This is a genomic window from Nonomuraea spiralis, from assembly GCF_014648435.1.
GTDB lineage: Bacteria > Actinomycetota > Actinomycetes > Streptosporangiales > Streptosporangiaceae > Nonomuraea > Nonomuraea spiralis.
On the sequence record NZ_BMRC01000012.1, the window covers coordinates 232,007 to 257,433 of the forward strand.

Consider the following 25,427-nt stretch of genomic DNA (forward strand, 5'->3'; position numbering starts at 1 on the left):
TCCCCGAGCATGCTTTGGCCGGTTAGCTTGGTGCACGCCCTTTTTGACGACCTGCTGATCACTTTGGTTCCACAGGTCCCTCCGTTCCCACGAGCAACACGCGCGCGGCCGGGCCGAGGGCGATCGCCTCGCGGGTGCCCGGGTCGAGGGCGAGCAGCCCCGCGGCCCCCGCCGCGCCGCACTCCGACAGCGCCACGCCCTCCCCCGCGAGCAGGGCCGCGGCCTCGGCGGCCTGCTCGTCGGCGACGGTGACGAACAGGTCGGCCTGGCGGCGCAGCAGGTCGAAGGCGAGCAGGGACGGTTCGAGGCAGTCGAGCCTGCCCAGGCGGGTGGGGGCGCCGGTCGCGTGCACGGGCTCGCCCGCGCGGGCGCTCTCCAGCAGGCAGGGGGCGCCCTCGGGCTCGACCACGACGACCGTCGGCCGCTCGCCCCACCGGTCGCGGGCGTACCCGGCCGCCGCGGCCGCCAGCCCGCCCACCCCGGCCTGGACGAACAGATGGGTGGGCGGGATCTCGATCTCGTCGAACAGGACGGTGTAGCCGCGCATCACGTCCAGGGGGATGTCGGTGTAACCCTCCCAGGAGGTGTCGGCGACCAGGCGCCAAGCGTGCTCCTGCGAGGCGTGCAGCGCGGCGGCGAGGCTGGCGTCGTAGTCGTCGCCCTCGCGGCGCACCTCGGCGTCCAGAGCGCGCAGCCGGTGCGCGAACGGCTCGGGGACGCCGTGGCTGAGGTAGACGACACAGCGCGCGCCGAGCTCCCGGGCCCCGGCCGCGACCGAGATGCCGTGGTTGCCGGCGCTCGCGCACACGTACGTGGTGCCGCCGCCGTCCCGTTCGGACAGCCGGTGCACGGCGTAGGCCCCGCCGAGCGCCTTGAAGCTGCCCAGGCCCATGCGCCCGCTCTCGTCCTTGACGTGCACGATGCCCGCTCCGCCCAGACCGGTCAGGGTGTGCACCGGGGTGGGCCGGTAGGCCGGGTGGCGGGCGAAGTGGGCGCGGGCGCGGCGGGCGTGCTCGGCGCCGATCAGCTCGCGGTCGCGCTGGGTGTAGGGCGTGCGGCCGGGGTTGAAGAAGTGCATGATCGCATGCTAGGCCGGGCCGGCCGCCGTCCCCGGCTGCCGGGGCCGTCGCCGTCGTGCGGTGTTCCCCCCAGCGTTCAGGACGGGCGGTCGCGGGCGGCGGCGACGGCGGCCTGGCCGAGACTGACGCCGCCGTCGCCGGGCGGCACCCGGGTGTGGGTGAGCACCCGGAAACCGGCCGCGCGCAGGCGTTCGACGGTCCGTTCGAGCAGCAGCGCGTTCTGGAAGACACCGCCCGACAGCGCCGTGGTGTTCAGGCCGGTGTCGTCCCTGAGCATGACGCAGCAGCGTACGACGGCGTCGGCCACGCCGTTGTGGAAGCGGCCCGCGATCGTGCCGGTGCCGGTCCCGGCCGCGACGTCGGCGGCGGCGGCCCGTACGAGGTCGGCGGCGTGCACGACGAGCAGGTCGCCCTCGGTGATGGTGGCGGCGTAGGAGCCGGTCTCGTACGGGTCGGCACGTTGTTCGAGCTCGGCGGCCGCCTGCCCCTCGTACGTGATCGTGTCCCGGATGCCGAGCAGCGCCGAGACGGCGTCGAACAGGGGGCCCGCGCTGGAGGTCATGGGGGCGTCGACCCCGGCGCGGGCCAGGGCGAGCGCGTCGGGCCAGTGGGCGGCGTTGCGGCGGACCACGTCCAGGCCGGGGTGCTCGTCGCGCAGGTAGGCGGCGGCCATGCGCCACGGCTGGCGGGTCGCGGCGGCGCCGCCGGGCATGGGCACCAGAGCCAGGTGGCCGAGCCGGTGGCAGGAGGTCAGGTCGGCGCGCAGGAACTCCCCGCCCCACAGCGTGCCGTCGAGGCCGCGGCCGGGCGCGTCGAGGGCCACGCCGATCACCGGGCCCGTCTCGCCGTTGTCGGCCAGGCAGGAGGCGATGTGGGCGTGGTGGTGCTGGACGCCGACGAGTTCGACGCCGGTCAGCTCCAGGGCGTGCCGGGTGGACAGGTAGGCGGGGTCGAGGTCGTGGGCGACGACCTCGGGCCGGATGTCGAACAGGCCGCAGAAGTGGTCGATGCCCTCGACGAAGGAGCGCAGCGTGTCGTGGTCGTCCAGGTCGCCGATGTGCTGGGACAGGAAGGCGCGCCGGCCGCGTACCAGGCAGAAGGTGCCGCTCAGCTCGGCGCCGCAGGCCAGCACCGGGCGGGGCGCTGGCCGGCGCAGCGTGAGCGGCTCGGGCGCGTGGCCGCGCGCCCGGCGCAGCACGGTGTGGCCGCCGGACCACGGGCGCAGCACCGAGTCGTCGGTACGGACGTGGACGGCCCGGTCGTGCACGAGGAAGGCGTCGGCGATGCCGCCGAGCCGGGTGACCGCGTCGGCGTCCTCGTGGGCGATGGGCTCGTCGCCGACGTTGCCGCCGGTCAGCACCATGGGCTCGGCCAGCTCCCCGAGCAGCAGGTGGTGCAGCGGCGTGTACGGCAACATCAGGCCGAGATCGCGGCGGCCGGGCGCGACCGCCGCGGCGACGGGCGCGTCCGGCAGCCGGGGCAGCAGCACGATCGGCCGGGCGCGGCCGGTGAGCAGCGCGGCGGCCTGCTCGTCGACCGCGCACAGCCGGCGGGCCTGGTCGAGGCCCGCGACCATGACGGCGAACGGCTTCTCCGCCCGGTGCTTACGGGCCCGCAGGGCGGCGGCGGCCTCCGCGTGGGCGGCGGCCACGGCCAGGTGGAAGCCGCCCAGGCCCTTGACGGCGACGACGCGGCCGGCCCGCAGCAGGGTGGCGCAGCCGGCGATCGGGTCGCCGCACAGGTCGGCGCCGCGGGCGTCCAGCAGGCGCAGGTCCGGGCCGCAGGCGGGGCAGCAGATGGGCTCGGCGCGGAAACGGCGGTCCGCGGGATCGTGGTACTCGGTCGCGCAGGCGGCGCACATCGCGAACCCGGCCATGGTCGTCAGCAGCCGGTCGTAGGGGACGCCGCGCACGATCGTGAAACGCGGCCCGCAGTTGGCGCAGGCGATGAACGGGTAGCGGTGGCGGCGGCCGGCCGGGTCGGCCAGCTCGCGCAGGCAGTCGTCGCAGGTGGCGGTGTCGGCCGAGACGAGGGTGCGGCGCGGGCCGGCCGGGTCGCCGGCGGTGATGGTGAAGCCGCTGTGACCGGCGGGCTCGCCGCTGACGACGGTGACGCTCTCGATCTCCGACAGGGCGGGCGCGTCGCGCTCCAGCGCGGTCAGGAACTCCTCGACCCCGGCCAAGGCGCCCTCGACCTCGATGAACACCCCGTCGACGTCGTTGCGCACCCGCCCGGCCAGGCCGAGCCTGTTGGCCAGCGAATACACGAAGGGGCGGAAGCCCACCCCCTGGACGACGCCTTCGACGTGCACGTCCACCCGTTTGCAGACTGTCACAGGCCCCAGTGTGCGCCTCATCGGGGCACCTTGCATGCCGTATGGCGCGTGTCGCGGGCCCTTCCGGCGCGGACGCCCCGCCCCGGAGCGGCCGGGATCGGGCGGGGGCGGGCGGGGGCGGACATGGAAAGGGCCGCGCGGACGGCCGCGCGGCCCTTTCCAGGTGGTTCCGCTACAGGTATTGGCCGGTGTTGGCGACCGTGTCGATCGAACGGCCGGCTTCGGTGCCCTGCTTGCCGGAGACCAGCGTGCGGATGTAGACGATCCGCTCGCCCTTCTTGCCGGAGATGCGGGCCCAGTCGTCGGGGTTGGTGGTGTTGGGCAGGTCTTCGTTCTCGGAGAACTCATCGACGCAGGCGGTGAGCAGGTGCTGGACCCGAAGGCCCTTCTGTCCGCTCTCCAGGAACTGCTTGATGGCCATCTTCTTGCCCCGGTCGACGATGTTCTGGATCATCGCGCCGGAGTTGAAGTCCTTGAAGTAGAGCACTTCCTTGTCACCGTTGGCGTAGGTCACCTCGAGGAAGCGGTTCTCCTCGCTCTCGGTGTACATGCGCTCGACCACACTCTGGATCATGCCGTGGATGGTCGCCTCGCGAGAGTCGCCGTGCTCGGACAGATCGTCGGGGTGCAGGGGGAGCTCGGCCAGCAGGTACTTGGAGAAGATGTCCTTGGCCGCCTCGGCGTCGGGCCGCTCGATCTTGATCTTCACGTCCAGGCGGCCGGGCCGCAGGATCGCGGGGTCGATCATGTCCTCGCGGTTGGAGGCGCCGATCACGATGACGTTCTCCAGGCCCTCGACGCCGTCGATCTCCGACAGGAGCTGAGGGACGATGGTGTTCTCCACGTCGGAGGACACGCCCGAGCCTCGGGTGCGGAAGATCGAGTCCATCTCGTCGAAGAACACGATCACCGGGGTGCCCTCGGAGGCCTTCTCGCGGGCCCGCTGGAAGACCAGGCGGATGTGCCGCTCGGTCTCGCCGACGTACTTGTTGAGCAGCTCGGGGCCCTTGATGTTGAGGAAGAAGCTCTTGCCGGACTGGCCGGTCTTCTCCGCGACCTGCTTGGCCAGGGAGTTGGCGACCGCCTTGGCGATGAGCGTCTTGCCGCAGCCGGGCGGGCCGTAGAGCAGCACGCCCTTCGGGGGACGGAGCTTGTGCTCGCGGAACAGGTCGGCGTGCAGGTAGGGCAGCTCGATGGCGTCCCTGATCTGCTCGATCTGCCGCATGAGCCCGCCGATCTCCTCGTAGGAGATGTCGGGGACCTCCTCGAGGACGAGCTCTTCGACTTCGGACTTGGGTATGCGCTCGTAGACGTAGCCGGAGCGGGGTTCGAGCAGGAGCGAGTCGCCGGCCCTGATGGGCTGGCCGACCAGCGAGTCGGCCAGTCGCACGACGCGCTCTTCGTCGGCGTGCGAGATGACCAGGGCCCGCTTGCCCTCGTCCAGCAGCTCCTTGAGCATGACGATCTCGCCGACCTCTTCGTAGCCGAGCGCCTCGACCACGTTGAGTGCCTCGTTGAGCATGACCTCCTGGCCACGGCTCAGCGAGTCGACGTCGACGGCGGGGCTGACGTTCACGCGGAGCTTGCGCCCTCCGGTGAACACCTCGATCGTGCCGTCTTCTCGGGCCTCAAGGAAGGTGCCGAAGCCCGACGGCGGCTGCGCCAGCCGGTCGACCTCCTCCTTGAGAGCGACGATCTGGTCCCTGGCCTCCTTGAGTGTTGCCACCAGGCGCTCGTTCTGGCCGGTCACGGCCGCGAGATTCGCCTGTGCCTCGTGGAGACGTTCTTCGAGGACCCTGGCCTGACGGGGTGACTCGGCCAGCTTCCGCCTCAGCGCGGTGATCTCCTCCTGGAGGAAGGAGACCTGTGTTGAAAGATCAGCGACCTCCCGTTCGCGCTGCGCGGCTCGAGCCTCAGCATCATCGCGAGCTGCCACGCCCGTCACCTCCTTCCCAGTCGAGGGCGACTACTAAGGACCTTACCTATCTCGGGCCCCTCCGTAACCTGGCCGGGCAGTGTTCGTCGAGTGACATTCAGTGTTCGGTGAATTATCCCCAATGGTGCGTTTAATACTCCCAGCATATGAACACGGCGATCTGTTCCCGTGTTACGCACCAACGCACCCTCGTGGCCAAATTGTCATAGTTCCTCGGTGGTTCCCTTCGGTCGGCGGCGTCGCGGTGGCGGCGTCACTCCGTCTGCCATGCGGCGGGCGCTGACGAGGAAACCGGTGTGGCCGATCATCCGGTGATCGGGACGAACCGCGAGCCCTTCGACATGCCAGTCGCGAACCAGGGTCTCCCACGCATGAGGCTCGGTGAAACACCCGTGATCGCGAATGGCCTCCACCGTCTTGGACATCTGGGTGGTGGTGGCGACGTAGCAGCAGATGACGCCGCCCGGCGTGAGGGCCTTGGCGGCGGCGTCGACGCACTCCCAGGGGGCGAGCATGTCGAGGATGACGCGGTCGACGTCGGCCTCGTCGATCGAGGAGACCAGGTCGCCGAGGACCAGGCGCCAGTTGTCGTCCATGGGGCCGCCGAAGAACTTCTCCACGTTCTTGCGGGCCACCTCGGCGAACTCCTCGCGGCGCTCGTAGGAGGTCACGTGGCCCTCGGGGCCGACGGCGCGCAGCAGGAAGCAGGTCAGGGCGCCGGAGCCGACCCCGGCCTCGATCACCCGGGCGCCGGGGAAGACGTCGGCCATGCCGACGATCATCGAGGCGTCCTTGGGGTAGATCACGGCCGCGCCGCGCGGCATCGCCAGGGTGTAGTCCTGCAGGAGGTGGCGGAAGGCGAGGTAGGCGGTGCCGCCGGAGGAACGCACGACCGAGCCTTCAGGCTGCCCGATCAGATCGCTGTGCGGGATGGCGCCCTTGTGTGTGTGGAAGACGCCGTCCTGCTTGAGCGTGATCGTGTGGCGCTTGTTCTTGGGGTCGGTGAGCTGCACCTGATCCCCTGCCTGGAACGGCCCATGCCTGCGGAAACCCATGGCGGCAAGGTTATATGGGTTTCTCGTGCCTCCGGACGCACGGTATCTATGGGGGATGCTCCCGCGCGACGTGATCTCCACCGGCCCCCTGATCCTGCGAACCCCCGCCGACGGCGACGCCGAGTCGATCGTGCGGGCGTTCGACGACCCGGTCACCGCCCGGTATCTGCCGCTGCTGCCGGCCCCGTACCGGCTGGAGGACGCGTACGACTACCTCAAGCTCGCCGAGGACAAATGGCGCTCGGGCGGCGCGGAATGGGCGATCATCGAGGACGGCCGCTACTGCGGCTCGATCGGCGTCCGGCCGCCCACCCGCTGGGGCGTGGTCGAGATGGGCTACGTGGTGGCGCCGTGGGCGCGCGGCAGGGGCGTGGCGAGCCGGGCGGCGAGGGCGGTCGGCGACTGGCTGGCCGACCAGGGCGTGCACCGGGTGGAGTTGCAGACCGAGGTGGAGAACGTGGCCGGTCTGAGGGTCGCGCTCAAGGCCGGGTTCCTTGAGGAGGGGCGGCGGCGTCAGGCGAAGCGGGCGCGTGACGGGCGCTGGGTCGACCTGGTGGCCTTCGCCAGGATCGCCGGGGAGCCGGCGCAGGCCGACGAGCCGTACCTGCCCTTCTTCGACGGCGGCGAGCTGAGCGACGGCGTGGTGCGGCTGGCGCCGCTCACGGCGGACGACGCCCCGGCCTACAACCGGATGATGGGCGATCCGAGCGTGACGGCCTACTCCCTGACCCCGCCCGCCTCCTTGGAGGAGGACGAGCGGCGCTGCCGCCGCACCGGCTACTGGTGGGCCACCGGGCAGCGGATCGAGCTGGCGGTCAGGGACGCCGCGACCGGCGACTTCGCCGGACATTTGCAGCTCATGCAGGTCGTCCCCGTGCTCGGGCAGGCGATGATCGGCTACTCGCTGGTGCCGGGCTTCCGCGGCAGGGGGTTCATGACGCGGGCGGTGCGGCTGCTGGTCGACTGGGCGTTCGCGCGTACGGCCCTGCACCGGATCGTGGCGGGCACCGACGTGGACAACGCGGCCTCGCACGCGGTGCTGGAGCGGGCCGGATTCAGCAGGGAGAGCCTGCACCGGGAGCTGTTCCCGAAGCCGGACGGCACCCGGGCGGACGACATCGAGTGGGTACGCCTGCGCCCGTCATAAGGCTCTCGCCCTAAGGCCGTCGTAAGGGACCGGACCAGGACGGCACCCGAAATACGGAAAAATCGCAATTTCCTCTGAAGGGGTAGTCAAAGGCCGCATCGAGGGTGATACTCCGGGGCACCGCTCGGAGTTTCGCGTGATCGAGCCGCGCGATCTCACCCCCTCCAGCAGGGAATCACCCCGATGCCAAACAACCGTGTCGATATCGCCATGCGCGAACTCATCACCGCGTTCTCCTGCCTGGAAGTCGCGGACGTGATCGAACGGCTGGCGCGCGCCGCGGCCGCCGTGGCGGGCACCGCCTACGCGGGGTTCGTGCACGTGGACGCGCTGCGGCGGGACGCCCGTCCGGTCCACATGCACGCGCCGCCCGGGGACCCGCTGCGGGTGCGGCCGTGGCTGACCGGGTCCGGGGTGCTGAAGGAGCTGGCCGCCGCGGACGAGGCCGTACGGCTGGCGCCCGACGACGCCATGGACGAGCCGGGCTTCCTGGCCGTACCCGTGCCGGCGTGGGCGCGGGACCATCCGTTCCTGTGGGTGGCCGGGCGGGGGTTCGAGGAGGGGGACGAGCACCTGCTGAGCCGGTTCGCCACGGCGGGCGGGCGGGCGCTGGAGGGGGCGGGCGGGCTGGAGGCGGCCGTACGGCTGCTGCGCGGCGTACGTTCGTTCCGGTCCCGCTGACCTTTTCGGGACTGCCCGGATCCGAGGTTGCGCGGGGCCGTGATTGCCGATCCGAATTTTTCCGGAAACGTCATGCATTAAAGATGACATTTCCCTTTTCGTCGTGAAGTCGGGGCGGGCAGGGAATTTAATGCGGGATTTCTGCCAGGGCGGCTGGAAGCGCTTTCCGTAAAAGCCCGCACTCCCTCCGGAAAGGGGGTGCGGGCTTCGGGAAGGGGGTCAGCCGCGGTGGGCCTCGAAGCGCAGGGTGCGCGAGACGCCGACGCGGACCGTCGTGCCGGGGGCGATGGTGACCGGCTCGTTGGGCGGGATGTCGTAGAAGTTCGGATCGCCGGGCGGCTGGATCTGGGTGCCGTTGACCGAGCCCAGGTCGACCAGGTTGACGTCCCAGCCGTCGAGGGCCACCCGCAGGTGGCGGCGGGAGACCGAGCCGTCGGGGCTGGTGACCTTGGCGGGCCGCGCCGAGCCGCCCGCCACCTCGGGCGCGCGCTCCGGGTCACGGCCCAGCAGGTAGTCGCTCTCCAGCGGCAGCGCCGTGCCGTCGTCGAGGATGAGCACCCCGAGCGAGGGCCGCGGCCCCTTGTACGGCACCAGCGTCCGCTGCACCAGCGCGATGCCGCAGACGGCGCAGTAGGGCACCCTGGGGTCGTTGAAGTGGTCGTTCTTGCAGTCGACGCCGTAGACCAGCGGGCGGTCGCCGTGGTCGCCCTGCTCCTGCTGCGGCGGCGGACCCGGGTGGTCGAAGTGCTCCGGCGGGCCGAGCACGGGCGGGGCCGGCTGGTCGAAGTGGTCGGGCGGGCCCATGTGCTGCTGCTGGTCGGCCATGCCGTTGCCGGGCGGCGGCAGCTCGTCGTAGGACGGGAACTGCTGCTGGGGCTCGGGGTGGGGCTGCTCGTGCGGCGGGAGGTAGGGCGGCTGCGAATCGTGCCCGAACGGAGGCTGTTCGTGCCCGAAGGGCGGCTGCTCGTGGCCGTAGGGCGGCTGTTCGTGCCCGAACGGGGGCTGCTCCTGGCCGAACGGCGGCTGCTCCAGCGGCGGCGGGCCGGGATGGGCGCCGGAGTGCGGGAGGCCGCCCTGCGGGCCCGAGGACGTGCCCTGGACGAGCGGCGGCTGGTCGGCCAGCGGGTAGGGAGGCCGCTCGACCGGCCGCTCCGGCGGCGGGGCCAGGTCGGGCTCCATGTGCAGGGCCGTGTTGGGCATCTCGCTGGTGAGCGGTCTGGACTGGGCGGGCGCCTGCCCCTGGGGACGGGCCTGGAACGGCTGGTCGGTGAGGTCGCCGATCAGGCCGCCGCCGTGGACGACGCCGCCGTCGAAGCCGACCGCCGGGTGCGGGCTGCCGGCGCCGGGCAGGGTGAGCTCGACGCGTTCGACCGGGCCGCTGATCAGCCGGTCGGCCCAGGTCAGCGAGTCGCTGCCGGCCAGGCGCGTCTCGCCGCCCGAGGTGCTGACGGAGGCCGCCGCCGAGCCGCTGACCAGCACGGCCACGCCGGCGCCCACGGGACCGGCGACCGCGCAGGTGGCCGGGTCGCCCGCCATGTTGGCGGCCAGCACCTGCGCCGCGCGGCGGGCCAGGGCCCGGCCGTCGCCGCCGGAGGCGGCCGTCTCGCGCAGCGCCTCCAGCAGGCCGTCGGCGGCCGCCTCGCCCGCGTCGCACACCAGCAGCAGCCCGCCCACGTAGGCGACCAGCCCGTTCCCAGGAAGGGGACGCACCACTCCGAAGCCCTGGCCGCTCATGCGCCCTCCCTCATGACGACCGTGCTGCGCTCATCGGTGCCCTCGCTGCGCTCGGTCACTCAATTCTCCTCCCCGGAAACCGGCGATGTCACGGCACCCGCACTGCCGTGCCGGCCACCAGCCATACGCATACCCAGACCACGAGCCGGTGTCGCGGCCGAGTCGTCTCGATTCGGTGAACCGGCGGACCACGACGAACCCTTCAAGTGTGCAAGTTTGGCCAAACAGAACACTATCGGCCAGCCGTCCTGGCATCGAAATCGCCGGGCTACGGGAAGTGGCCGGACAAGACCCTAGCCGCTGACGCGCCGATCATGTCAGACGCCGCTGAAGACGCGGTTGACGTCGGCGGTGGCGAGCACGCCGTAGATCTCGCCGCCGTGCTCCACCAGCAGGTACTCCCCCGCCGGGGCCGAGCGCATGGCGTCGATGAGCGGCTCGCCCACCAGGTCGGCGGGGAGCACCGTGGTCGGTTCGATCGCCTTGGCCAGCGAGCCCACGTCCACCCACGGGCGGCGGTGCTCGGGGGTGGCCTGGACGGCGGCCTCGTTGACGATCGCGACCGGCCGTCCCTCGTGGTCGACCACCACCAGGGCGCCCGCCCGGCGTTCGGTGGCCTGGCGCAGCGCCTCGGCCAGCGGCGTCTCGGCCGCGACCGGGATCGCCCTGCGGGCCAGGGCCCGCGCGTTGACCTGCGGGATGCGGGCGCGGATGCGGGCCACGCGCAGCGACTGCGTGGCGCCCATCCAGATGAAGGAGGCCAGCACCACCGGCCACAGCAGCTCGACGGGGTCGAACTCCTGCCCGCTCGCCATCGACGTCGCGAACGGCAGGACGACGAGGAGCACGGCCAGCACCCGGCCGCCCCAGGCGGCCACGACGGTGCCGGAGCCGGGGTTCCTGGTCAGCTTCCACACCCCGGCGCGCAACATCCGGCCGCCGTCGAGCGGCAGCCCGGGCAGCAGGTTGAACACGCCGACGATGAGGTTGGCCACCCAGAGCTGCCAGATGAGCACCTCGGCGATGCCACCGTCGTTGATCAGGTATGTGTCGGCGAGCAGGCCGAGCCCCGCAAGGCCGAGCGACAACGCCGGCCCGGCCGCGGCGACCAGGAACTCCTTGCCCGGCGTGGGCGGCTCCTTCTCGATCTCCGAGACGCCGCCGAGGAAGTAGAGGGTGATCCGGCGCACCGGCAGACCGAACGCCTTGGCCAGCACGCTGTGGGCCAGCTCGTGCAGCAGCACCGAGACGTAGAGCAGCACGGCGAAGACGAAGGCGACCGCGTAGGCGACGGTGTTGTCCAGCTCGGGCAGCATGTCGCGCATCCGGGGGCCGAACATGACGGTGATGAAGGCCGCGACGATGAACCACGTCCACGAGACGTACACCGGGATCCCGAAGGGCCGCCCCATCCGAAGGCCGGGGAACTCCTGACGCGGGCTCTGCTCGCTCACCGCACTCCTCGTACGTCCATTACGTGCTGTTGCTGCCTCGATGCTACGCGCCCGATCACGTGTTCCTCGTCCCCGAGAGAGTTATTCTGTCGGGGGCTTGACCTAGAGTGCGGTGCATGACGTTGACCGAACCGGTGATCATCGGAGCTCTCTCCCCGTCCCGGGCAGGCGATTTCATGACCTGCCCCCTGCTCTACCGGTTCCGGGTCATCGACCAGCTGCCCGAGAAACCCTCCCCCGCGGCCGTGCGCGGCACCGTGGTCCACGCGGTGCTGGAGCGGCTCTACGACCTCCCGGCGCCGCGCCGCTCGGTGCAGGCGGCGCTGGAGCTGCTGGAGCCCCAGTGGCAGCGGCTGCTGGAGGAGGACGCGCAGTATTCGCGGATGTTCGCCGACGACGCCGAGCAGGCCGAGTGGCTGGCGCAGGCGCAGGGCATGCTGGAGCGCTACTTCACGCTGGAGGACCCGACCCGGCTGGAGCCGGCCGAGCGCGAGCTCTACGTGCAGGCGGTGCTCGACGGCGGCCTGATGTTGCGGGGCTACGTCGACCGGCTCGACGTCGCGCCGACCGGCGAGGTCCGGGTGGTCGACTACAAGACGGGCAGCGCGCCCGGCCCCGACTTCGAGGCCAAGGCGCTGTTCCAGATGAAGTTCTACGCGCTGGTGTTGTGGCGGCTGCGCGGGGAGGTGCCCCGGCTGCTCCAGCTGGTCTACCTGGGCGGGCGCGGCGAGGTGCTGCGCTACGCCCCCGACGAGGCCGACCTGCTGGCCACCGAGCGCAAGGTGATGGCCCTGTGGACGGCGATCGAGCGGGCGCTGGAGACGGGTGAGTGGCGGGCGCGCCGCAGCCGCCTGTGCGACTGGTGCGACCACCAGGCGCTGTGCCCAGAGTTCGGCGGCACCCCGCCGCCGGTGCCCGACCGTCAGGCCGGCGACACGGTGCGCAGCAACCGGCGCGCGGCCACCGACGAGCTGTAGCCCTCCGGCAGGCCGTTCCTTATCCTCCCGAGGGAGGAGGTTCCAGGCTCTCACCTGGGCCTACAGTGAAGCGGTGCGGATCGACCGAACCCTGTTCCACGACACGGTCCTGGCCGTGGTGGTGGCCGCGGCCTCGGTGACGCTCTTCCTGCTCTACGGGCCCGAGAGCCTGGAGACGCCGGAGCTGGTTCCCGAGGGCATGCGCGCGCCCGACGCGCTCGGGGCCGCGCTGCTGGTGCTGGCCGCCGCGCCGGTCGCAGTACGCAGGCGCTGGCCGCTGGCGGCGCTGTGCGCGGGCCTGGTGCCCGAGACGCTGCTGACCGCCTTCGGCTACGGGTCGGGTGTGTCCGGCGTCTCCGGCCTGGTGCTGCTGTACTCGGTGGCCTCCAACCGGGGGCTGGCGGTGGCCCTGGGCGGGCTCATCGTCTCGCTGCTGACGTACCTGGTGGGGGCGCTGGCGGGACCGGTGACGCTGCCGGGGCCCAGCGGGCACGTGGTGGCGGTCGTGGTGCTGAGCGCCGTCTGGGGGGCGGGCAGGAGCCTGCGGCTGCGGCGGGCGTACCTGGAGGAGCTGCGCGACCGGGCGGCCAGGCTGGAACGGGCGCACGCGGCCGACACACGGGCCGCGCGGGCCGAGGAGCGTTCGCGCATCGCCCGCGAGCTGCACGACGTCGTGGCCCACCACGTGAGCGTGATGACGGTGCAGGCGGCCGCGGCGCGGCGGGTGCTGGCCTCCGATCCCGACCTGGCGCGTGAGGCGCTGTCGGCGATCGAGAACACCGGGCGGCTGGCCATGACGGAGATGCGCAACATCGTGGGCGTGCTGCGTACCGACGCGCGGGCCGAGCTGGGGCCGCAGCCCGGCGTGGGCGATCTGCCCGGCCTGGTGGAGCAGATGCGCGAGGCGGGGCTGCCCACGCGGCTGCGGGTGGAGGGCGAGCCGCGGCCGCTGCCCGCCGGGATCGACCTGGCCGCCTACCGGCTGGTCCAGGAGGGGCTGACGAACAGCCTGCGGCACGCCGGAGCGGGGGCCGAGGCGGTGGTCACGGTCTGCCACGCGCCCACCGGCCTCGACGTACGCGTCGAGGACGACGGCAAGGGCGCGACCCCGGCGCCCGACCGGACGGGCCACGGGCTGGTCGGCATTCGCGAGCGGGTCGCACTCTATGGTGGAATTCTGAACATCGGTCCGCGACCGGGGGGCGGTTTCGAGGTGCGGGCGAAGTTCCCGTTGAAGGACGGCCAATGACGATCAGAGTGCTGCTGGTGGACGACCAACCGCTGCTGCGCACGGGATTCCGCCTGATTCTGGAGGCCGAGTCCGACATCACCGTGGTCGGCCAGGCCGGCGACGGCAAGGCCGCGATGGAGCAGACCAGGGCGCTGCTGCCCGACGTCGTGCTCATGGACGTCCGCATGCCCGGAGTCGACGGCATCGAGGCGACCCGCAGGATCGTGCGGGAGGCCGCGCCCACGGCGCACGTGCCGAAGGTGCTGGTGCTGACCACGTTCGACCTCGACGAGTACATCGTGGAGGCGCTGCGGGCGGGGGCTTCGGGGTTCCTGCTGAAGGACGTGCCGCCCGACGAGCTGGTGCAGGCGATCCGGGTGGTGGCGGCCGGCGACGCGATCGTGGCGCCGAGCGTCACCAGGCGGCTGCTCGACCGGTTCGCCAAGCGGCTGCCCTCGCCCTACGAGCAGGCCACGCCGGCCCGCCTCGACCGGCTGACCGAGCGGGAGCTGGAGGTGCTGCGGCTGATCGCCAAGGGCATGTCCAACGCGGAGATCGCGGCCAAGCTCGTGGTGAGCGAGACGACGGTCAAGACGCACGTGGGCAACGTGCTGACCAAGCTGGGGCTGCGCGACCGGGTGCAGGCCGTGGTGCTGGCGTACGAGACCGGGCTGATCACGCCGGGCGCGCTGTCCTGAGCCGCCGCCCCGGCAGGAGGGCGGCGGCCGGGAGCCTCAGGCCTGCGTGACCGCGGCGGTCGCGGCGGCGGGCGCGTTCTCCGGGAAGTGGCAGGCCACGCGGTGGCCGCCGGCCACCGTCTCCAGGGGCGGCTCGACCGTCTTGCAGATCTCCTGCGCCTTCCAGCAGCGGGTGTGGAAGCGGCAGGCGGGCGGCGGGTTGAGCGGGCTCGGCACGTCGCCGGTGAGCCTGATGCGCTCGCGTTCCTTGCGCGCCTTGGGGTCGGGCACAGGCACGGCCGACAGCAGGGCGTTGGTGTAGGGGTGCATCGGCGAGCTGTAGAGGCTCTTGCGGTCGGCGATCTCGACGATCTTGCCCAGGTACATGACCGCGACCCGGTCGCTGATGTGGCGCACCACCGACAGGTCGTGGGCGATCACGACGTAGGTCAGGTCGAGCTCGTTCTGCAGGTCTTCCAGCAGGTTGACGACCTGGGCCTGGATGGACACGTCGAGGGCGGAGACCGGCTCGTCGGCGATGATGAGCTTGGGCTTGAGCGCGAGCGTACGGGCGATGCCGATGCGCTGCCGCTGGCCGCCGGAGAACTCGTGCGGGTAGCGGTTGTAGTGCTCGGGGTTGAGCCCGACCAGGGCGAGGATGTCCTGGACCGCCTTCTTGACACCGTTCTCGGTCTGCACGCCCTGGATGCGGAACGGCGCGCCGACGATGGTGCCCACGGTGTGGCGCGGGTTCAGCGACGAGAACGGGTCCTGGAAGATCATCTGCATGTCGCGGCGGAGCGGCCTGAGCCTGCCCTGCCCCATGTGCGTGATGTCCTGGCCCTCGAACACGACCTTGCCGCCGGTCGGCTCCAGGAGCCGGGTGACCAGGCGGCCGGTGGTGGACTTGCCGCAGCCGGACTCGCCCACCAGGCCGAGCGTCTCGCCCTTGAAGACGTCGAAGCTGACCCCGTCGACCGCCTTGACGGCGCCGACCTGCCGCTTGAGCAGGCCCTTCGTCACAGGGAAGTGCTTCTCCAGCCCCTGGACGGAAAGAAGCGGCTCGTTCGCGGTCACCGTCTCGCTCACTGGTTCTCCAGCACTGGCTTGATCTCGTTCTCCCACAGCTCCCGCCGCTCCGTCCTGCTCATGTGGCAGCGCACCAGGTGGCCGCCCTCGGTCTCGATCAGGCCGGGCACCTCGCTCTTCGCCTTGCCCGCGGTGCGCTCGACGTAGGGGCAGCGGGGGTGGAAGGCGCAGCCCGGAGGCACGTTGATGAGCGAGGGCGGTGAACCCTTGATCGGCATCAGCCGTTCGGTGGGCTCACGGTCGAGGCGGGGCATCGATCCCAGTAGACCCCATGTGTAGGGGTGCTCGGGACGGTAGAAGATGTCGTCGGCCGTGCCGAACTCGATGCACTTGCCGCCGTACATGACCAGGATGTCGTCGGACAGCTCGGCCACCACGCCCAGGTCGTGGGTGATGATGATCAGCGCGGAGTTGAACTCGCGCTGCAGGTCGACCATGAGGTCGAGGATCTGGGCCTGCACGGTCACGTCGAGCGCGGTGGTCGGCTCGTCGGCGATGAGCAGTTCGGGGTCGCACGACAGAGCCATGGCGATCATGGCGCGCTGGCGCATGCCGCCGGAGAACTCGTGCGGGTAGGAGTCGACGCGGCTGCGCGGCTCGGGGATGCCCACGCGGCCCAGCATGTCGATGGCGTGCTTCTTGGCGACGGCCTTGGACACCTTGTGGTGGATCCGGTACGCCTCGATGATCTGGTCGCCGACCGTGTAGAACGGGTGCATCGCCGACAGCGGATCCTGGAAGATCATCGCCATCTTCTTGCCGCGCAGCCCGCGTACGTGCTCCTGGGAGGCGCCGACGAGCTCCTCGCCGTCGAGCCAGATCTCGCCCGAGACGTTGGCGCCCTTGCCCTTGTGCAGGCCGAGGATGCCGAGGCTGGTCACCGACTTGCCCGAGCCGGACTCGCCGACGATGCCGAGCGTCTTGCCGCGTTCGAGGCTGAAGGTGAGCCCGTCGACCGACCTGACCAGGCCGTCGTCGGTCGGGAAGTGGATCTTCAGGTCCTTGACGTCGAGAAAGGGACTCACGCCAGCCTCACTCTCGGGTCAACGACCGCGTAGAGCAGGTCGACGATCAGGTTGGCCAGGATGATGAAGGCCGCCGCGACGATCGTGACGCCCATCACCTGGGGAAGGTCGTTGTTGCTGATGGCGTCGACGGCGTACTTGCCGATGCCGGGCAGCGAGAAGGTGCTCTCGGTCAGGACGGCGCCGCCGAGCAGCAACCCCAGGTCGAGACCGAACATGGTGAGCACGGGGGTGAGCGTGGCCCTCAGCCCGTGTTTGAGCACCACCTTCCGCTCCGCCAGGCCCTTGGCCCTGGCCGTGCGGATGTAGTCCTCCGACATGGTCTCCAGCATGCCCGCCCGGGTGAGCCGGGCGTAGCCGGCGGCGTACAGGAAGGCGAGCGTCACCCAGGGCAGCATGAGGTTGTTGGCCCAGGTGAGCGGGTCTTCGCTGATCGGCACCCAGTCGGCCACGTCGCCGACCAGCCCTAGCTGGTCGCGGAAGATGGCCAGGGAGACGATGCCGGTGAAGAAGATCGGCAGCGAGACGCCGGCCAGGGCGATGCCCATGGACAGGCGGTCGAAGAAGCTGCCGCGGCGCAGCGCCGACAACACGCCGGTGGCCACACCGAAGATGACCCAGACGACTGCCGCGCCGAGCGCCAGCGACAACGTGATCGGCAGGCGGTTGAGCAGGTCGGGCAGGACCGGGTTCTGGGTGACGTAGCTGTAGCCGAAGCAGGGCGCCGGGCAGTGCTCGATGCCGGGGCCGTAGTTGCGGTCGACGCCGACGAAGATGCCCTGCACGAAGCGGCCGTACTGGACCAGGATCGGGTCGTAGAAGCCCAGGCGCAGAGCCGTGTCGTGGATCACCTCGGCGTTGGCCGCCTTGCCCACGTACCGGGAGGCCAGGTCGTCAGCGGACATCCCAGCGAGCCGAGGCACGAGGAAGAAGATGGCGAACGTCGCGATGCTCACCACGAAGAGCAGCATGACGGCCGCTATCAACCGTCTGAGAATGTATGTGAACACTGATCTCGGCCATGGCGGCCGGGCCTTGTGGGCCCGGCCGCCGAAGCCTTCACCTGCTTTCGGTACGTGACGTTCCGGCAGTATGCGCCGTTGCTACTGGGTGCTCAGCGTGAGGAACTCGTACATGCCCCAGTTCTGGGAGACGAAGACGTTCTTCAGCGTCGGCGGCCGGTAGAACAGGCCATGCGCCCAGACGTAGGGGAGGATGAACGCCGACTCCATGACTTCCTTGTCGACGGCGGCCCAGATGGCGTTGCGCTTGCTCGCGTCGGTCTCGCCCGCGGCCTGGTCGATCAGCTCGTCGATCTTGGGGTCCTTCACGCCGAGGTTGGTGTTACCGGCGGGACGGATGACCCGGCTGTCGACGATCTGCTGGAAGAAGCCGAAGCCCTCGGGGTAGTCGGCGCCCCAGCCGTAGACCATGAGGCCCAGGCCGTTCTTCTTGGCGAAGTCGGGCTTGCCGGCGTACAGCTTGAAGTAGTCACCCTGCGGGAAGCCCTTGAGCTCCAGCTTGATGCCCACGCGGCTGAGCGACTGCTGCAGCGCCTCGGCGGTCTGCTTCTCGGCCGAACGCTCGTTGCGGAAGGAGATGGTGGTGCTGAAGCCGTTGGGCTGGCCGCAGGCCGCCAGTTCTTCCTTGGCCTTGGTGATGTCACCGGTCGGGTTGGCCTCGACGCCGTAGGGGTCGATCTTCTGGTAACCGGTCATCTTGGCCGGCATGAGGCTGAGGGCCACGTCGCCACCGGCGTCGGGGCCGCCGTAGGCGCCCTGGATGGCCGAGCGGTCCGTCGCGTACAACACGGCCTTGCGGCAGTGGATGTTGTCGAACGGCGGCACGTCACCGTTGATGTTGGTGAACCAGGTGCGGTCGATCGGGGCCGAGTCGGCGTACTGCTTGACCTTCTCGTCCGTCAGGACCGTCTTGCGGGCGTTGGCCGCCACACCGGTGCTGTTGACCTTGACGTCGATCTTGCCCGAGAGCAGACGCTGGTCGAGGTCGTCCTCGTTCTGGCCGAGCAGCACCTCGATCGAGTCGTTGAGCTGCTTGCGGTTGGGGTCGGTCGCCGCGTCCCAGTTGGGGTTCTTGACGAGCTCGATGCGCTTGGTGAGCTCGTGCGCCTTGAACATGTACGGGCCGGACGCGACCGGGTGCTCCTTGTACTTCGAGCCGGTGTCCTTGGCCTCGGGCACGGGGGCCGTCTGCGGGAGCATGGCGAAGTAGTCGAAACCGCCGTACGCCTTCTTCAGGTGGAAGACGATCGTCTGGTCGTCGGGCGTCTCGATCGCCTTGAAGTCGTCGAGCTTGCCCTTCATCTTGTACGGGCCGGTGTAGCTGCCGACGTCGAGCCAGTCGTTGAAGTACGTCGGGCCGCTGGGCAGGATGTCCTTGTCCAGCGAGCGTGCCACGCCGTACTTGACGTCCTTCGAGGTCACCGGGGTGCCGTCCTCGAACTTGACGCCCTTGCGCAGCTTGTACGTCCACGTCTTGCCGCCGTCGCTCGGCGTGCCCAGGCCCTCGGCCAGGTCGCCGACGAGCTGCAGGCCCTCCTCGCCGGGGACCGGCTTGAACATGGTGAGCGCGCGCGTGTAGAGGCGGGCGAAGTTCCAGGCGTAGCCGTAGTACATGTCGCCCGGGTCCACCGAGTCGAAGTCGCCGGGCATGCCCATGTGGAGCGTGCCGCCGGTCTTCTCCGACGGGTTGATGATCTCGGTCACACCGGCGTTGTACTTGCTGGACGGCTTCGCGTCGTTGCCGGAGCCGCTGGTGCTCTTGCTGCCACCACCGCCGCCGCCACACGCCGAGACGACCACGGCGAGAGCCGCGGTGACCGCGACCGCCGACGCCTTAGATCTCATCTTCATCGACCTGACACACCCCTTGTATCTAGGAGTTGAGAGAACTTGCGGATAACTACTCACGAGGCCTTATCGGGCCTTGGGATCGAAGGCGTCCCTGAGGCCGTCACCGAGCAGGTTGAACGCCAGCACGGTGATGAAGATCGCGAGGCCGGGGAAGATCATGAAGTTGGGCGCCACGTCGTAGTTGTGGACCGCCTCAGCCAGCATGCCTCCCCACGTGGGGGTCGGCGGCCGCACACCCACGCCGAGGAAGGAGAGTGCGGCCTCGAACAGGATGTTCGACGGGATCAGCAGCGTCGAGTACACGAGGATCGGCGCGAGCAGGTTGGGCAGGATCTCCTTGAACAGGATGGTGTGGCTGCGCGCGCCGAGACTCCTTGAGGCGTCGACGAACTCCCGTTCACGCAGGGAGAGCGTCTGCCCGCGGATGATGCGCCCGATGTAGGGCCAGTTGAAGAAGCCGATGATGAAGACCAGCAGGCTGATCCTGAGGGTGTCGCCCGACATGCCGAACGCCTTGTCGGGGATGACTCCCGCCAGCGCCAGCGCGAACACCAGCAGCGGGAAGGCGAGGAAGATGTCCATCAGGCGGGAGATGACGGTGTCGACCCAGCCGCCGAAGAAGCCGGCGATCATCCCGAGCACGGTGCCGATGACCACGCAGAGCAGGGTCGCGAAGAACGCGATCAGCAGCGAGATGCGGGCGCCGTACAGGATGCGGCTGAACAGGTCGCGGCCCGTGGTGGGCTCGACACCGAACAGGAAGTCCCAGCTCATGCCTCCGAAGGAGCCGATCGGCGCCTGAATCGCCGGATCGATCTTCTCGCGGTGCCACTCGGCCGGGTCGTGGCCGAACCACGACACCAGCAGCGGCGCGAAGATCGCCACGAGGATCAGCAGGATGATGACGATGCCGCCGATCATCGCGATGCGGTCGCGCTTGAGGCGCATCCAGGCGATCTGCCCGAGGGAACGCCCCCGGATGACTGAAGACTCCGCCCCCTCAAGAACGGTCTCCGGTCCGGCCTCGACGGCCGAGCCAGGAACATCGAGCGGTGCGGTCATGCCAGTGGCCCCCTGGATTCCAGACGACTGTCGTCCGTGTGGCGCGGTCCCGGGTCAGGGTAGTGCGCCCGTGCAAGGCGAGTCCGCAGAGTCGCGGCCCCAGGAGGCAGAATCTATGGCCTGAGCTGGTATGACCAGTCCCTCAGAGCTCGATGTGGCTTAACTGTGATTGACGCGAAACTTATTCGTATCGATCTTGATGTGAATGTCTACGGGCCGTCCCGGTTGGGTCTCGGAACTGTGACAATGCCGATCCCAGGCCGAATCTGTCCGAAATCAGCTGATGCCGCGGCGCTTCAGGAGCGCCTCGATGTCGGAGAAGTCATCGTCGTTCTTGGGGGTCTTCGGAGCCACGGCAGGCTGGGTCTTGTTCGCTACGGGCTGAACCGGCGGCTTCGCTCCCGGCCGCCCGGCACCCCGCTGCTCCGCCGCCTGCCGCTCCGGATCGGCCTTCTTCTTACGGCCCGTCGACAACCTTCGGCCGCGCATGAACCCCGACACCACGAACAACACCGCGGCCAGACCCGCCACGGCCACCCCGGCCCACACCATCGGGTTGAGCACCAGCCCGGTGACGAACCCCACCGCGGTCGCCCCGATGGTCCACAGCGCGCCCAGCGCGCCCGTCAGATAGGCCGCCACCGGCAGCAGCGACCAGGCCGCCAGCCTCATCCCCGCCGCCGCGCCCCTGCGCCTGAAGGCCAGGAAGCTCAGCACCAGCCCTACCGCCGTCACCCCGCCGCACAGCGGCAACCAGGCGATCTGCTCGAACATTACGGCCGCCCCTCGTCTCGACTACGCCTTCCATCCTGGCACGCGAAACGCGGGGCGCCCCTCCTCCGGGAGGACCAGACGCCCCCTAGGGGATCAACCGGGAATCAACGCCCGCAGATCGGCCACGCCGACCTCGGCCAGCGAGGAGACCACCAGGCGGCCCGGAGCCGGCTCGACCGGCAGCAGGCTCGGGACGGCGACCACGGCGCAGCCCGCCGCCGTGGCGGCCGCGACGCCGTTGGGTGAGTCTTCGAGCACGACGCAGCGCACCGGCTCGACGCCGAGCAGCCCGGCGGCCTTGAGATAGGGCTCGGGGTCGGGTTTGGTGCGCTCGACGTCGCCGGCGGTGACGATGACGTCGAAGCGGTCCTTCCCGAAGCCCTTGAGCACGGCCTCGGCGATCTCCCGCATCGAGGAGGTCACCAGCCCGACCGGCACGCCCTCGTCACGCAGGGCGTCGAGCAGCTCGGCGGCCCCCGGCATGACGCGAACGCCCTGGGACAGGCGCTCGACCATGCCGGAGACCATCCACTCCTGCACCGTCAGCGGGGGCACGTCGGCCCCCGAGACGGCGAGCATGTAGTCGAGCGTGCGCTCCATGGACCCGCCGACGAGGTGGGCCTGGTGCTGCGGCGTCCACTGGGCGCCGAGCCTGGCCATCACCCCGGTCTCGATCTCCAGCCAGACCCGCTCGCTGTCGACGAGCAGGCCGTCCATGTCGAAGAAGACCGCTTCCAAGTTGAGCCCCCGATGACGATCTAGACGTTGAAGTACTTGGCCTCGGGGTGGTGGGCGACCAGCGCCGAGGTGGCCTGCTCGGGGTGGAGCTGGAACTCCTCCGACAGGCTGACGCCGATGCGCCCCGGGTCGAGCAGCTCGAACAGCTGCCGCTGGTCCTCCAGGTTGGGGCAGGCCGGGTAGCCGAAGGAGTAGCGGCAACCCTGGATGTTGACCTTGAGCATGTCGTCGAGCGACTCCTGGCCGCCGATGCCCCACTCCGCGCGCACCCGGGCGTGCCAGTATTCGGCCAGCGCCTCGGTGAGCTGCACCGACAGGCCGTGGAGCTCCAGGTAGTCGCGGTAGGCGTCCTTGGCGAACAGCTCGGCCGTGGCCTGGGAGATCTTGGCGCCCATGGTGGCCACCTGGAAGCCGACCACGTCGACCTCGCCGGAGCCCTTCGCGCGGAAGAAGTCGGCCAGGCACAGGTGGCGGTCGCGGCGCTGGCGCGGGAAGGTGAAGCGGGTGCGCTCGTTGCCGTCGTCGCCAAGGATGATCAGCGAGTCGCCGTCGCTGACGCACGGGAAGTAGCCGTAGACGACGGCCGCCTCCAGCAGGCCCTCGGTCTGCATGCGCTCCAGCCACATGCGCAGCCTGGGCCGGCCCTCGGTCTCGACCAGCTCGTCGTAGCCGGGGCCGTCGCCGCCCCTGGTGGGCTTGAGGCCCCACTGGCCCAGGAACAGGGCGCGCTCGTCGAGGAAGGCGGCGTACTCGGCCAGCGAGATGCCCTTCACGACGCGGTCGCCGTGGAAGGGCGCGGCCGGCACCGGGTTGTCGGCGGCCACGTCGGAACGCGCGGGCAGCTCCTCGACCGGGGTGCGCTGGAGCACCGCGCCGGTCTTGACGCGGCGCTCGCGCAGCGGCGGCAGCGTGGCGCCCTCGACGCCGCGCTTGACGGCCATGAACGAGTCCATCAGCCGCAGCCCCTCGAACGCGTCGCGGGCGTAGCGCACCTCGCCCTCGAACAGCTCGGCGAGATCCTGCTCGACGTAGGCGCGGGTGAGCGCGGCGCCGCCGAGCAGCACCGGATAACGCTCCGACAGGCCCCTGGAGTTCATCTCCTCCAGGTTCTCCTTCATGATGACCGTCGACTTCACCAGCAGCCCGGACATGCCGATCACGTCGGCCCGCTGCTCGTCGGCGGCCTCCAGGATGGCCGACACCGGCTGCTTGATGCCGAGGTTGACCACCTGGTAGCCGTTGTTGGACAGGATGATGTCGACGAGGTTCTTGCCGATGTCGTGCACGTCGCCCTTGACCGTGGCCAGCACGATGCGGCCCTTGGTCTCGCCCTCGAGGCGGTCCATGTGGGGCTCGAGGTAGGCCACGGCGGCCTTCATCACCTCGGCCGACTGCAACACGAACGGCAGCTGCATCTGGCCGGAGCCGAACAGCTCGCCGACCGTCTTCATGCCGTCGAGCAGCACCTCGTTGATGATCTCCAGCGCGGGCCGCTGGGCGAGGGCGTCGTCGAGGTCGGCCTCCAAGCCCTTGCGCTCGCCGTCGATGATGCGCCGCTTGAGCCGCTCCCACAGCGGCAGCGCGGCCAGCTCCTCGGCCTTGCCGGCGCGCATCGCCGCGGCGTCGACGCCCTCGAACAGGTCCATGAAACGCTGCAGCGGGTCGTAGCCCTCGCGGCGGCGGTCGTAGACCATGTCGAGCGCGACCTGGCGCTGCTCGTCGGGGATGCGGGCCATCGGCAGGATCTTGGAGGCGTGCACGATGGCCGAGTCGAGGCCGGCGTTGACGCACTCGTTGAGGAACACCGAGTTGAGCACCATGCGGGCGGCCGGGTTGAGGCCGAAGCTGATGTTGGACAACCCCAGCGTGGTCTGCACGCCCGGGTAACGGCGCTTGAGCTCGCGGATGGCCTCGATGGTCTCCAGGCCGTCGCGCCTGGTCTCCTCCTGGCCGGTGGCGATGGGGAAGGTCAGGCAGTCGACGATGATGTCCTCGACGCGCATGCCCCAGTTGCCGGTCAGGTCCTCGATGAGGCGGGAGGCCACGCGCACCTTCCAGTCGGCGGTGCGGGCCTGGCCCTCCTCGTCGATGGTCAGCGCGACGACCGCGGCGCCGTGCTCGTGCACCAGGCGCATGATCTTCTGGAAGCGGGAGTCGGGGCCGTCGCCGTCCTCGTAGTTGACGGAGTTGACGGCCGCGCGGCCGCCGAGCATCTCCAGGCCGGCCTGGAGCACGGCGGGCTCGGTGGAGTCGAGCATGATCGGCAGCGTGGAGGCCGTGGCGAAGCGGAAGGCCAGCTCCTTCATGTCGGCCACGCCGTCGCGGCCGACGTAGTCGACGCACAGGTCGAGCATGTGGGCGCCGTCGCGGGCCTGGTCGCGGGCGGTCTCGACGCAGTCGTCCCAGCGGCCCGCCAGCATCGCCTCGCGGAAGGCCTTGGAGCCGTTGGTGTTGCAGCGCTCGCCGATGGCCAGGTAGGAGGTGTCCTGGCGGAAGGGGACCGTCTGGTAGAGGGAGGAGGCGCCGGGCTCGGGGTGGGGGCGCCGGGCGGCGACCTCCTTGCCGCGCACCCGCTCGACCACCTGGCGCAGATGCTCGGGGGTGGTGCCGCAGCAGCCGCCGACCAGGGACAGGCCGTAGTCGCGGGCGAAGGTCTCGTGCGCGTCGGCCAGCTCCTGCGCCGACAGCGGATAGTACGCGCCGTCGGAGGTGAGCACCGGCAGGCCCGCGTTGGGCATGCACGACAACTTGAGCCGGGAGTGGCGGGCGAGGTAGCGCAGGTGCTCGCTCATCTCGGCCGGACCGGTGGCGCAGTTGAGGCCGACGATGTCGACGCCGAGCGGCTCGATCGCGGTGAGCGCGGCGCCGATCTCGGAGCCGAGCAGCATCGCGCCGTTGGTCTCGATGGTCACCTGGGCGATGATCGGGACGTCCCGGCCGGCCGCCTCGACGGCCCGCTTGGCGCCGATGACGGCGGCCTTGACCTGGAGCAGGTCCTGGCAGGTCTCGATGATCAGCGCGTCGGCGCCGCCCGCGATCAGACCGGCGGCGTTGTCGCGGTAGGCGTCGCGCAGGCTGCGGTAGGGCAGGTGGCCCAGGGTCGGCAGTTTGGTGCCGGGGCCCATCGAGCCGAGGACGAAGCGCGGCTGGTCGGGCGTGGACCAGTGGTCGGCCCGCTCACGGGCGATGCGGGCGCCGGCCTCGGAGTACTCGAAGACGCGCTCGCCGATGTCGTACTCGCCGAGCGCGGCCAGGTTGGCGCCGAAGGTGTTGGTCTCGACGCAGTCGACGCCGACCGCGAAGTAGGCGTCGTGCACGCCCTGGACGATGTCGGGACGGGTGACGTTGAGGACCTCGTTGCAGCCCTCGTGGCCCTCGAAGTCGTCGAGTGTGGGGTCTTGGGCCTGGAGCATCGTGCCCATAGCCCCGTCGGCCACGATCACGCGCTGGGACAACACTTCTCGGAAGGACGGGGAGATGCTCATGCCGTAGAGCTTATCGGCTGCGCCTCGACGGCTTATTCTTCGTCCTGTCAATTGACGCTGCGTCCAATAGGGATC

At 70.4% G+C, this 25,427-nt stretch carries 19 protein-coding genes; 5 read left to right on the forward strand and 14 right to left on the reverse strand.

Translation table 11 applies throughout. The features are described 5' to 3' along the window. Positions 1-58: 58 nt before the first annotated feature. The 4 genes from IEZ27_RS29205 to IEZ27_RS29220 form a co-directional block, all read right to left on the reverse strand. Positions 59-1,078 carry a pyridoxal-phosphate dependent enzyme gene (locus IEZ27_RS29205; protein ID WP_189650178.1) on the reverse strand — a complete coding sequence of 340 codons (1,020 nt, stop codon included), beginning with the start codon at positions 1,076-1,078 and terminating at the stop codon, positions 59-61. A 77-nt stretch (positions 1,079-1,155) separates the two neighbouring features. Further along, positions 1,156-3,414 carry a carbamoyltransferase HypF gene (hypF, locus tag IEZ27_RS29210; RefSeq protein ID WP_229824446.1) on the reverse strand — a complete coding sequence of 753 codons (2,259 nt, stop codon included), beginning with the start codon at positions 3,412-3,414 and terminating at the stop codon, positions 1,156-1,158. Positions 3,415-3,586: 172 nt separating this feature from the next. Continuing rightward, positions 3,587-5,359, reverse strand: coding sequence for a proteasome ATPase (gene arc, locus IEZ27_RS29215; protein ID WP_221762511.1), 1,773 nt, complete (start codon positions 5,357-5,359; stop codon positions 3,587-3,589). A gap of 194 nt (positions 5,360-5,553) precedes the next feature. Then, positions 5,554-6,405 carry a tRNA (adenine-N1)-methyltransferase gene (locus tag IEZ27_RS29220; RefSeq protein ID WP_125642614.1) on the reverse strand — a complete coding sequence of 284 codons (852 nt, stop codon included), beginning with the start codon at positions 6,403-6,405 and terminating at the stop codon, positions 5,554-5,556. A 55-nt stretch (positions 6,406-6,460) separates the two neighbouring features. On the opposite strand from IEZ27_RS29220, the gene IEZ27_RS29225 reads away from it, so the two are divergent. After that, positions 6,461-7,552: a GNAT family N-acetyltransferase gene (locus IEZ27_RS29225; RefSeq protein ID WP_189650180.1), complete on the forward strand. Its 1,092-nt coding sequence runs from the start codon at positions 6,461-6,463 to the stop codon at positions 7,550-7,552. A 183-nt stretch (positions 7,553-7,735) separates the two neighbouring features. Next, complete coding sequence (locus IEZ27_RS29230; RefSeq protein WP_189650181.1) at positions 7,736-8,233, forward strand: hypothetical protein; 498 nt, start codon at positions 7,736-7,738, stop codon at positions 8,231-8,233. 219 nt (positions 8,234-8,452) lie between these two features. Here IEZ27_RS29230 and IEZ27_RS29235 read toward each other — a convergent pair whose 3' ends face one another. Then, positions 8,453-9,967 (reverse strand): FHA domain-containing protein, encoded by a 1,515-nt coding sequence (locus IEZ27_RS29235; protein WP_189650182.1) that lies wholly within the window; start codon positions 9,965-9,967, stop codon positions 8,453-8,455. A 317-nt stretch (positions 9,968-10,284) separates the two neighbouring features. Beyond that, positions 10,285-11,421 carry a site-2 protease family protein gene (locus IEZ27_RS29240; RefSeq protein WP_229824447.1) on the reverse strand — a complete coding sequence of 379 codons (1,137 nt, stop codon included), beginning with the start codon at positions 11,419-11,421 and terminating at the stop codon, positions 10,285-10,287. A 116-nt stretch (positions 11,422-11,537) separates the two neighbouring features. Between IEZ27_RS29240 and IEZ27_RS29245 the strand changes: the two genes are divergently transcribed. The 3 genes from IEZ27_RS29245 (at position 11,538) to IEZ27_RS29255 (ending at position 14,327) form a co-directional block, all read left to right on the forward strand. Then, positions 11,538-12,398 carry a RecB family exonuclease gene (locus tag IEZ27_RS29245; protein WP_189650183.1) on the forward strand — a complete coding sequence of 287 codons (861 nt, stop codon included), beginning with the start codon at positions 11,538-11,540 and terminating at the stop codon, positions 12,396-12,398. 73 nt (positions 12,399-12,471) lie between these two features. Continuing rightward, positions 12,472-13,647, forward strand: coding sequence for a sensor histidine kinase (locus IEZ27_RS29250; RefSeq protein ID WP_189650184.1), 1,176 nt, complete (start codon positions 12,472-12,474; stop codon positions 13,645-13,647). Then, the gene (locus IEZ27_RS29255; protein ID WP_125642594.1) at positions 13,644-14,327 is read left to right on the forward strand and encodes a response regulator; all 684 of its coding nucleotides are present in this window, start codon (positions 13,644-13,646) and stop codon (positions 14,325-14,327) included. Before IEZ27_RS29250 ends, IEZ27_RS29255 begins: the two co-directional genes overlap by 4 nt. A gap of 36 nt (positions 14,328-14,363) precedes the next feature. Here IEZ27_RS29255 and IEZ27_RS29260 read toward each other — a convergent pair whose 3' ends face one another. From IEZ27_RS29260 to metH, 8 genes are all read right to left on the reverse strand, one after another. Then, the gene (locus IEZ27_RS29260; protein ID WP_185845037.1) at positions 14,364-15,395 is read right to left on the reverse strand and encodes an ABC transporter ATP-binding protein; all 1,032 of its coding nucleotides are present in this window, start codon (positions 15,393-15,395) and stop codon (positions 14,364-14,366) included. Next, complete coding sequence (locus IEZ27_RS29265) at positions 15,392-16,420, reverse strand: ABC transporter ATP-binding protein (RefSeq protein ID WP_125642588.1); 1,029 nt, start codon at positions 16,418-16,420, stop codon at positions 15,392-15,394. The genes IEZ27_RS29260 and IEZ27_RS29265 overlap by 4 nt, the downstream gene beginning before the upstream one ends. Beyond that, positions 16,417-17,430, reverse strand: a complete 1,014-nt coding sequence (locus tag IEZ27_RS29270) for an ABC transporter permease (RefSeq protein ID WP_189650185.1) — start codon at positions 17,428-17,430, stop codon at positions 16,417-16,419. The genes IEZ27_RS29265 and IEZ27_RS29270 overlap by 4 nt, the downstream gene beginning before the upstream one ends. Before the next feature lie 93 nt (positions 17,431-17,523). Then, positions 17,524-19,293, reverse strand: coding sequence for an ABC transporter substrate-binding protein (locus tag IEZ27_RS29275; protein WP_189650186.1), 1,770 nt, complete (start codon positions 19,291-19,293; stop codon positions 17,524-17,526). A gap of 63 nt (positions 19,294-19,356) precedes the next feature. After that, positions 19,357-20,355: an ABC transporter permease gene (locus IEZ27_RS29280; RefSeq protein WP_189650187.1), complete on the reverse strand. Its 999-nt coding sequence runs from the start codon at positions 20,353-20,355 to the stop codon at positions 19,357-19,359. 276 nt (positions 20,356-20,631) lie between these two features. After that, complete coding sequence (locus tag IEZ27_RS29285; protein WP_189650188.1) at positions 20,632-21,129, reverse strand: cellulose synthase; 498 nt, start codon at positions 21,127-21,129, stop codon at positions 20,632-20,634. 93 nt (positions 21,130-21,222) lie between these two features. Further along, a complete protein-coding gene (locus tag IEZ27_RS29290; RefSeq protein ID WP_189650189.1) occupies positions 21,223-21,867 on the reverse strand; it encodes an HAD family hydrolase in 645 nt (214 codons plus the stop codon). Between the two features lie 20 nt (positions 21,868-21,887). Continuing rightward, on the reverse strand, positions 21,888-25,352 hold the full coding sequence (metH, locus tag IEZ27_RS29295) for a methionine synthase (RefSeq protein ID WP_189650190.1): 3,465 nt from the start codon (positions 25,350-25,352) through the stop codon (positions 21,888-21,890). Positions 25,353-25,427 lie beyond the last annotated feature (75 nt).

Excerpts from the sequence above, each read along its gene's own strand:
- IEZ27_RS29205 (WP_189650178.1), bottom strand. The coding sequence starts at position 1,078 with ATGCACTTCTTCAACCCCGGCCGCACGCCCTACACCCAGCGCGACCGC.
- IEZ27_RS29220 (WP_125642614.1), bottom strand. The coding sequence starts at position 6,405 with ATGGGTTTCCGCAGGCATGGGCCGTTCCAGGCAGGGGATCAGGTGCAG.
- IEZ27_RS29225 (WP_189650180.1), top strand. The coding sequence starts at position 6,461 with ATGCTCCCGCGCGACGTGATCTCCACCGGCCCCCTGATCCTGCGAACC.
- IEZ27_RS29230 (WP_189650181.1), top strand. The coding sequence starts at position 7,736 with ATGCCAAACAACCGTGTCGATATCGCCATGCGCGAACTCATCACCGCG.
- IEZ27_RS29235 (WP_189650182.1), bottom strand. The coding sequence starts at position 9,967 with ATGAGCGGCCAGGGCTTCGGAGTGGTGCGTCCCCTTCCTGGGAACGGG.
- IEZ27_RS29245 (WP_189650183.1), top strand. The coding sequence starts at position 11,538 with ATGACGTTGACCGAACCGGTGATCATCGGAGCTCTCTCCCCGTCCCGG.
- IEZ27_RS29255 (WP_125642594.1), top strand. The coding sequence starts at position 13,644 with ATGACGATCAGAGTGCTGCTGGTGGACGACCAACCGCTGCTGCGCACG.
- IEZ27_RS29275 (WP_189650186.1), bottom strand. The coding sequence starts at position 19,293 with ATGAAGATGAGATCTAAGGCGTCGGCGGTCGCGGTCACCGCGGCTCTC.
- IEZ27_RS29280 (WP_189650187.1), bottom strand. The coding sequence starts at position 20,355 with ATGACCGCACCGCTCGATGTTCCTGGCTCGGCCGTCGAGGCCGGACCG.
- IEZ27_RS29285 (WP_189650188.1), bottom strand. The coding sequence starts at position 21,129 with ATGTTCGAGCAGATCGCCTGGTTGCCGCTGTGCGGCGGGGTGACGGCG.
- metH (WP_189650190.1), bottom strand. The coding sequence starts at position 25,352 with ATGAGCATCTCCCCGTCCTTCCGAGAAGTGTTGTCCCAGCGCGTGATC.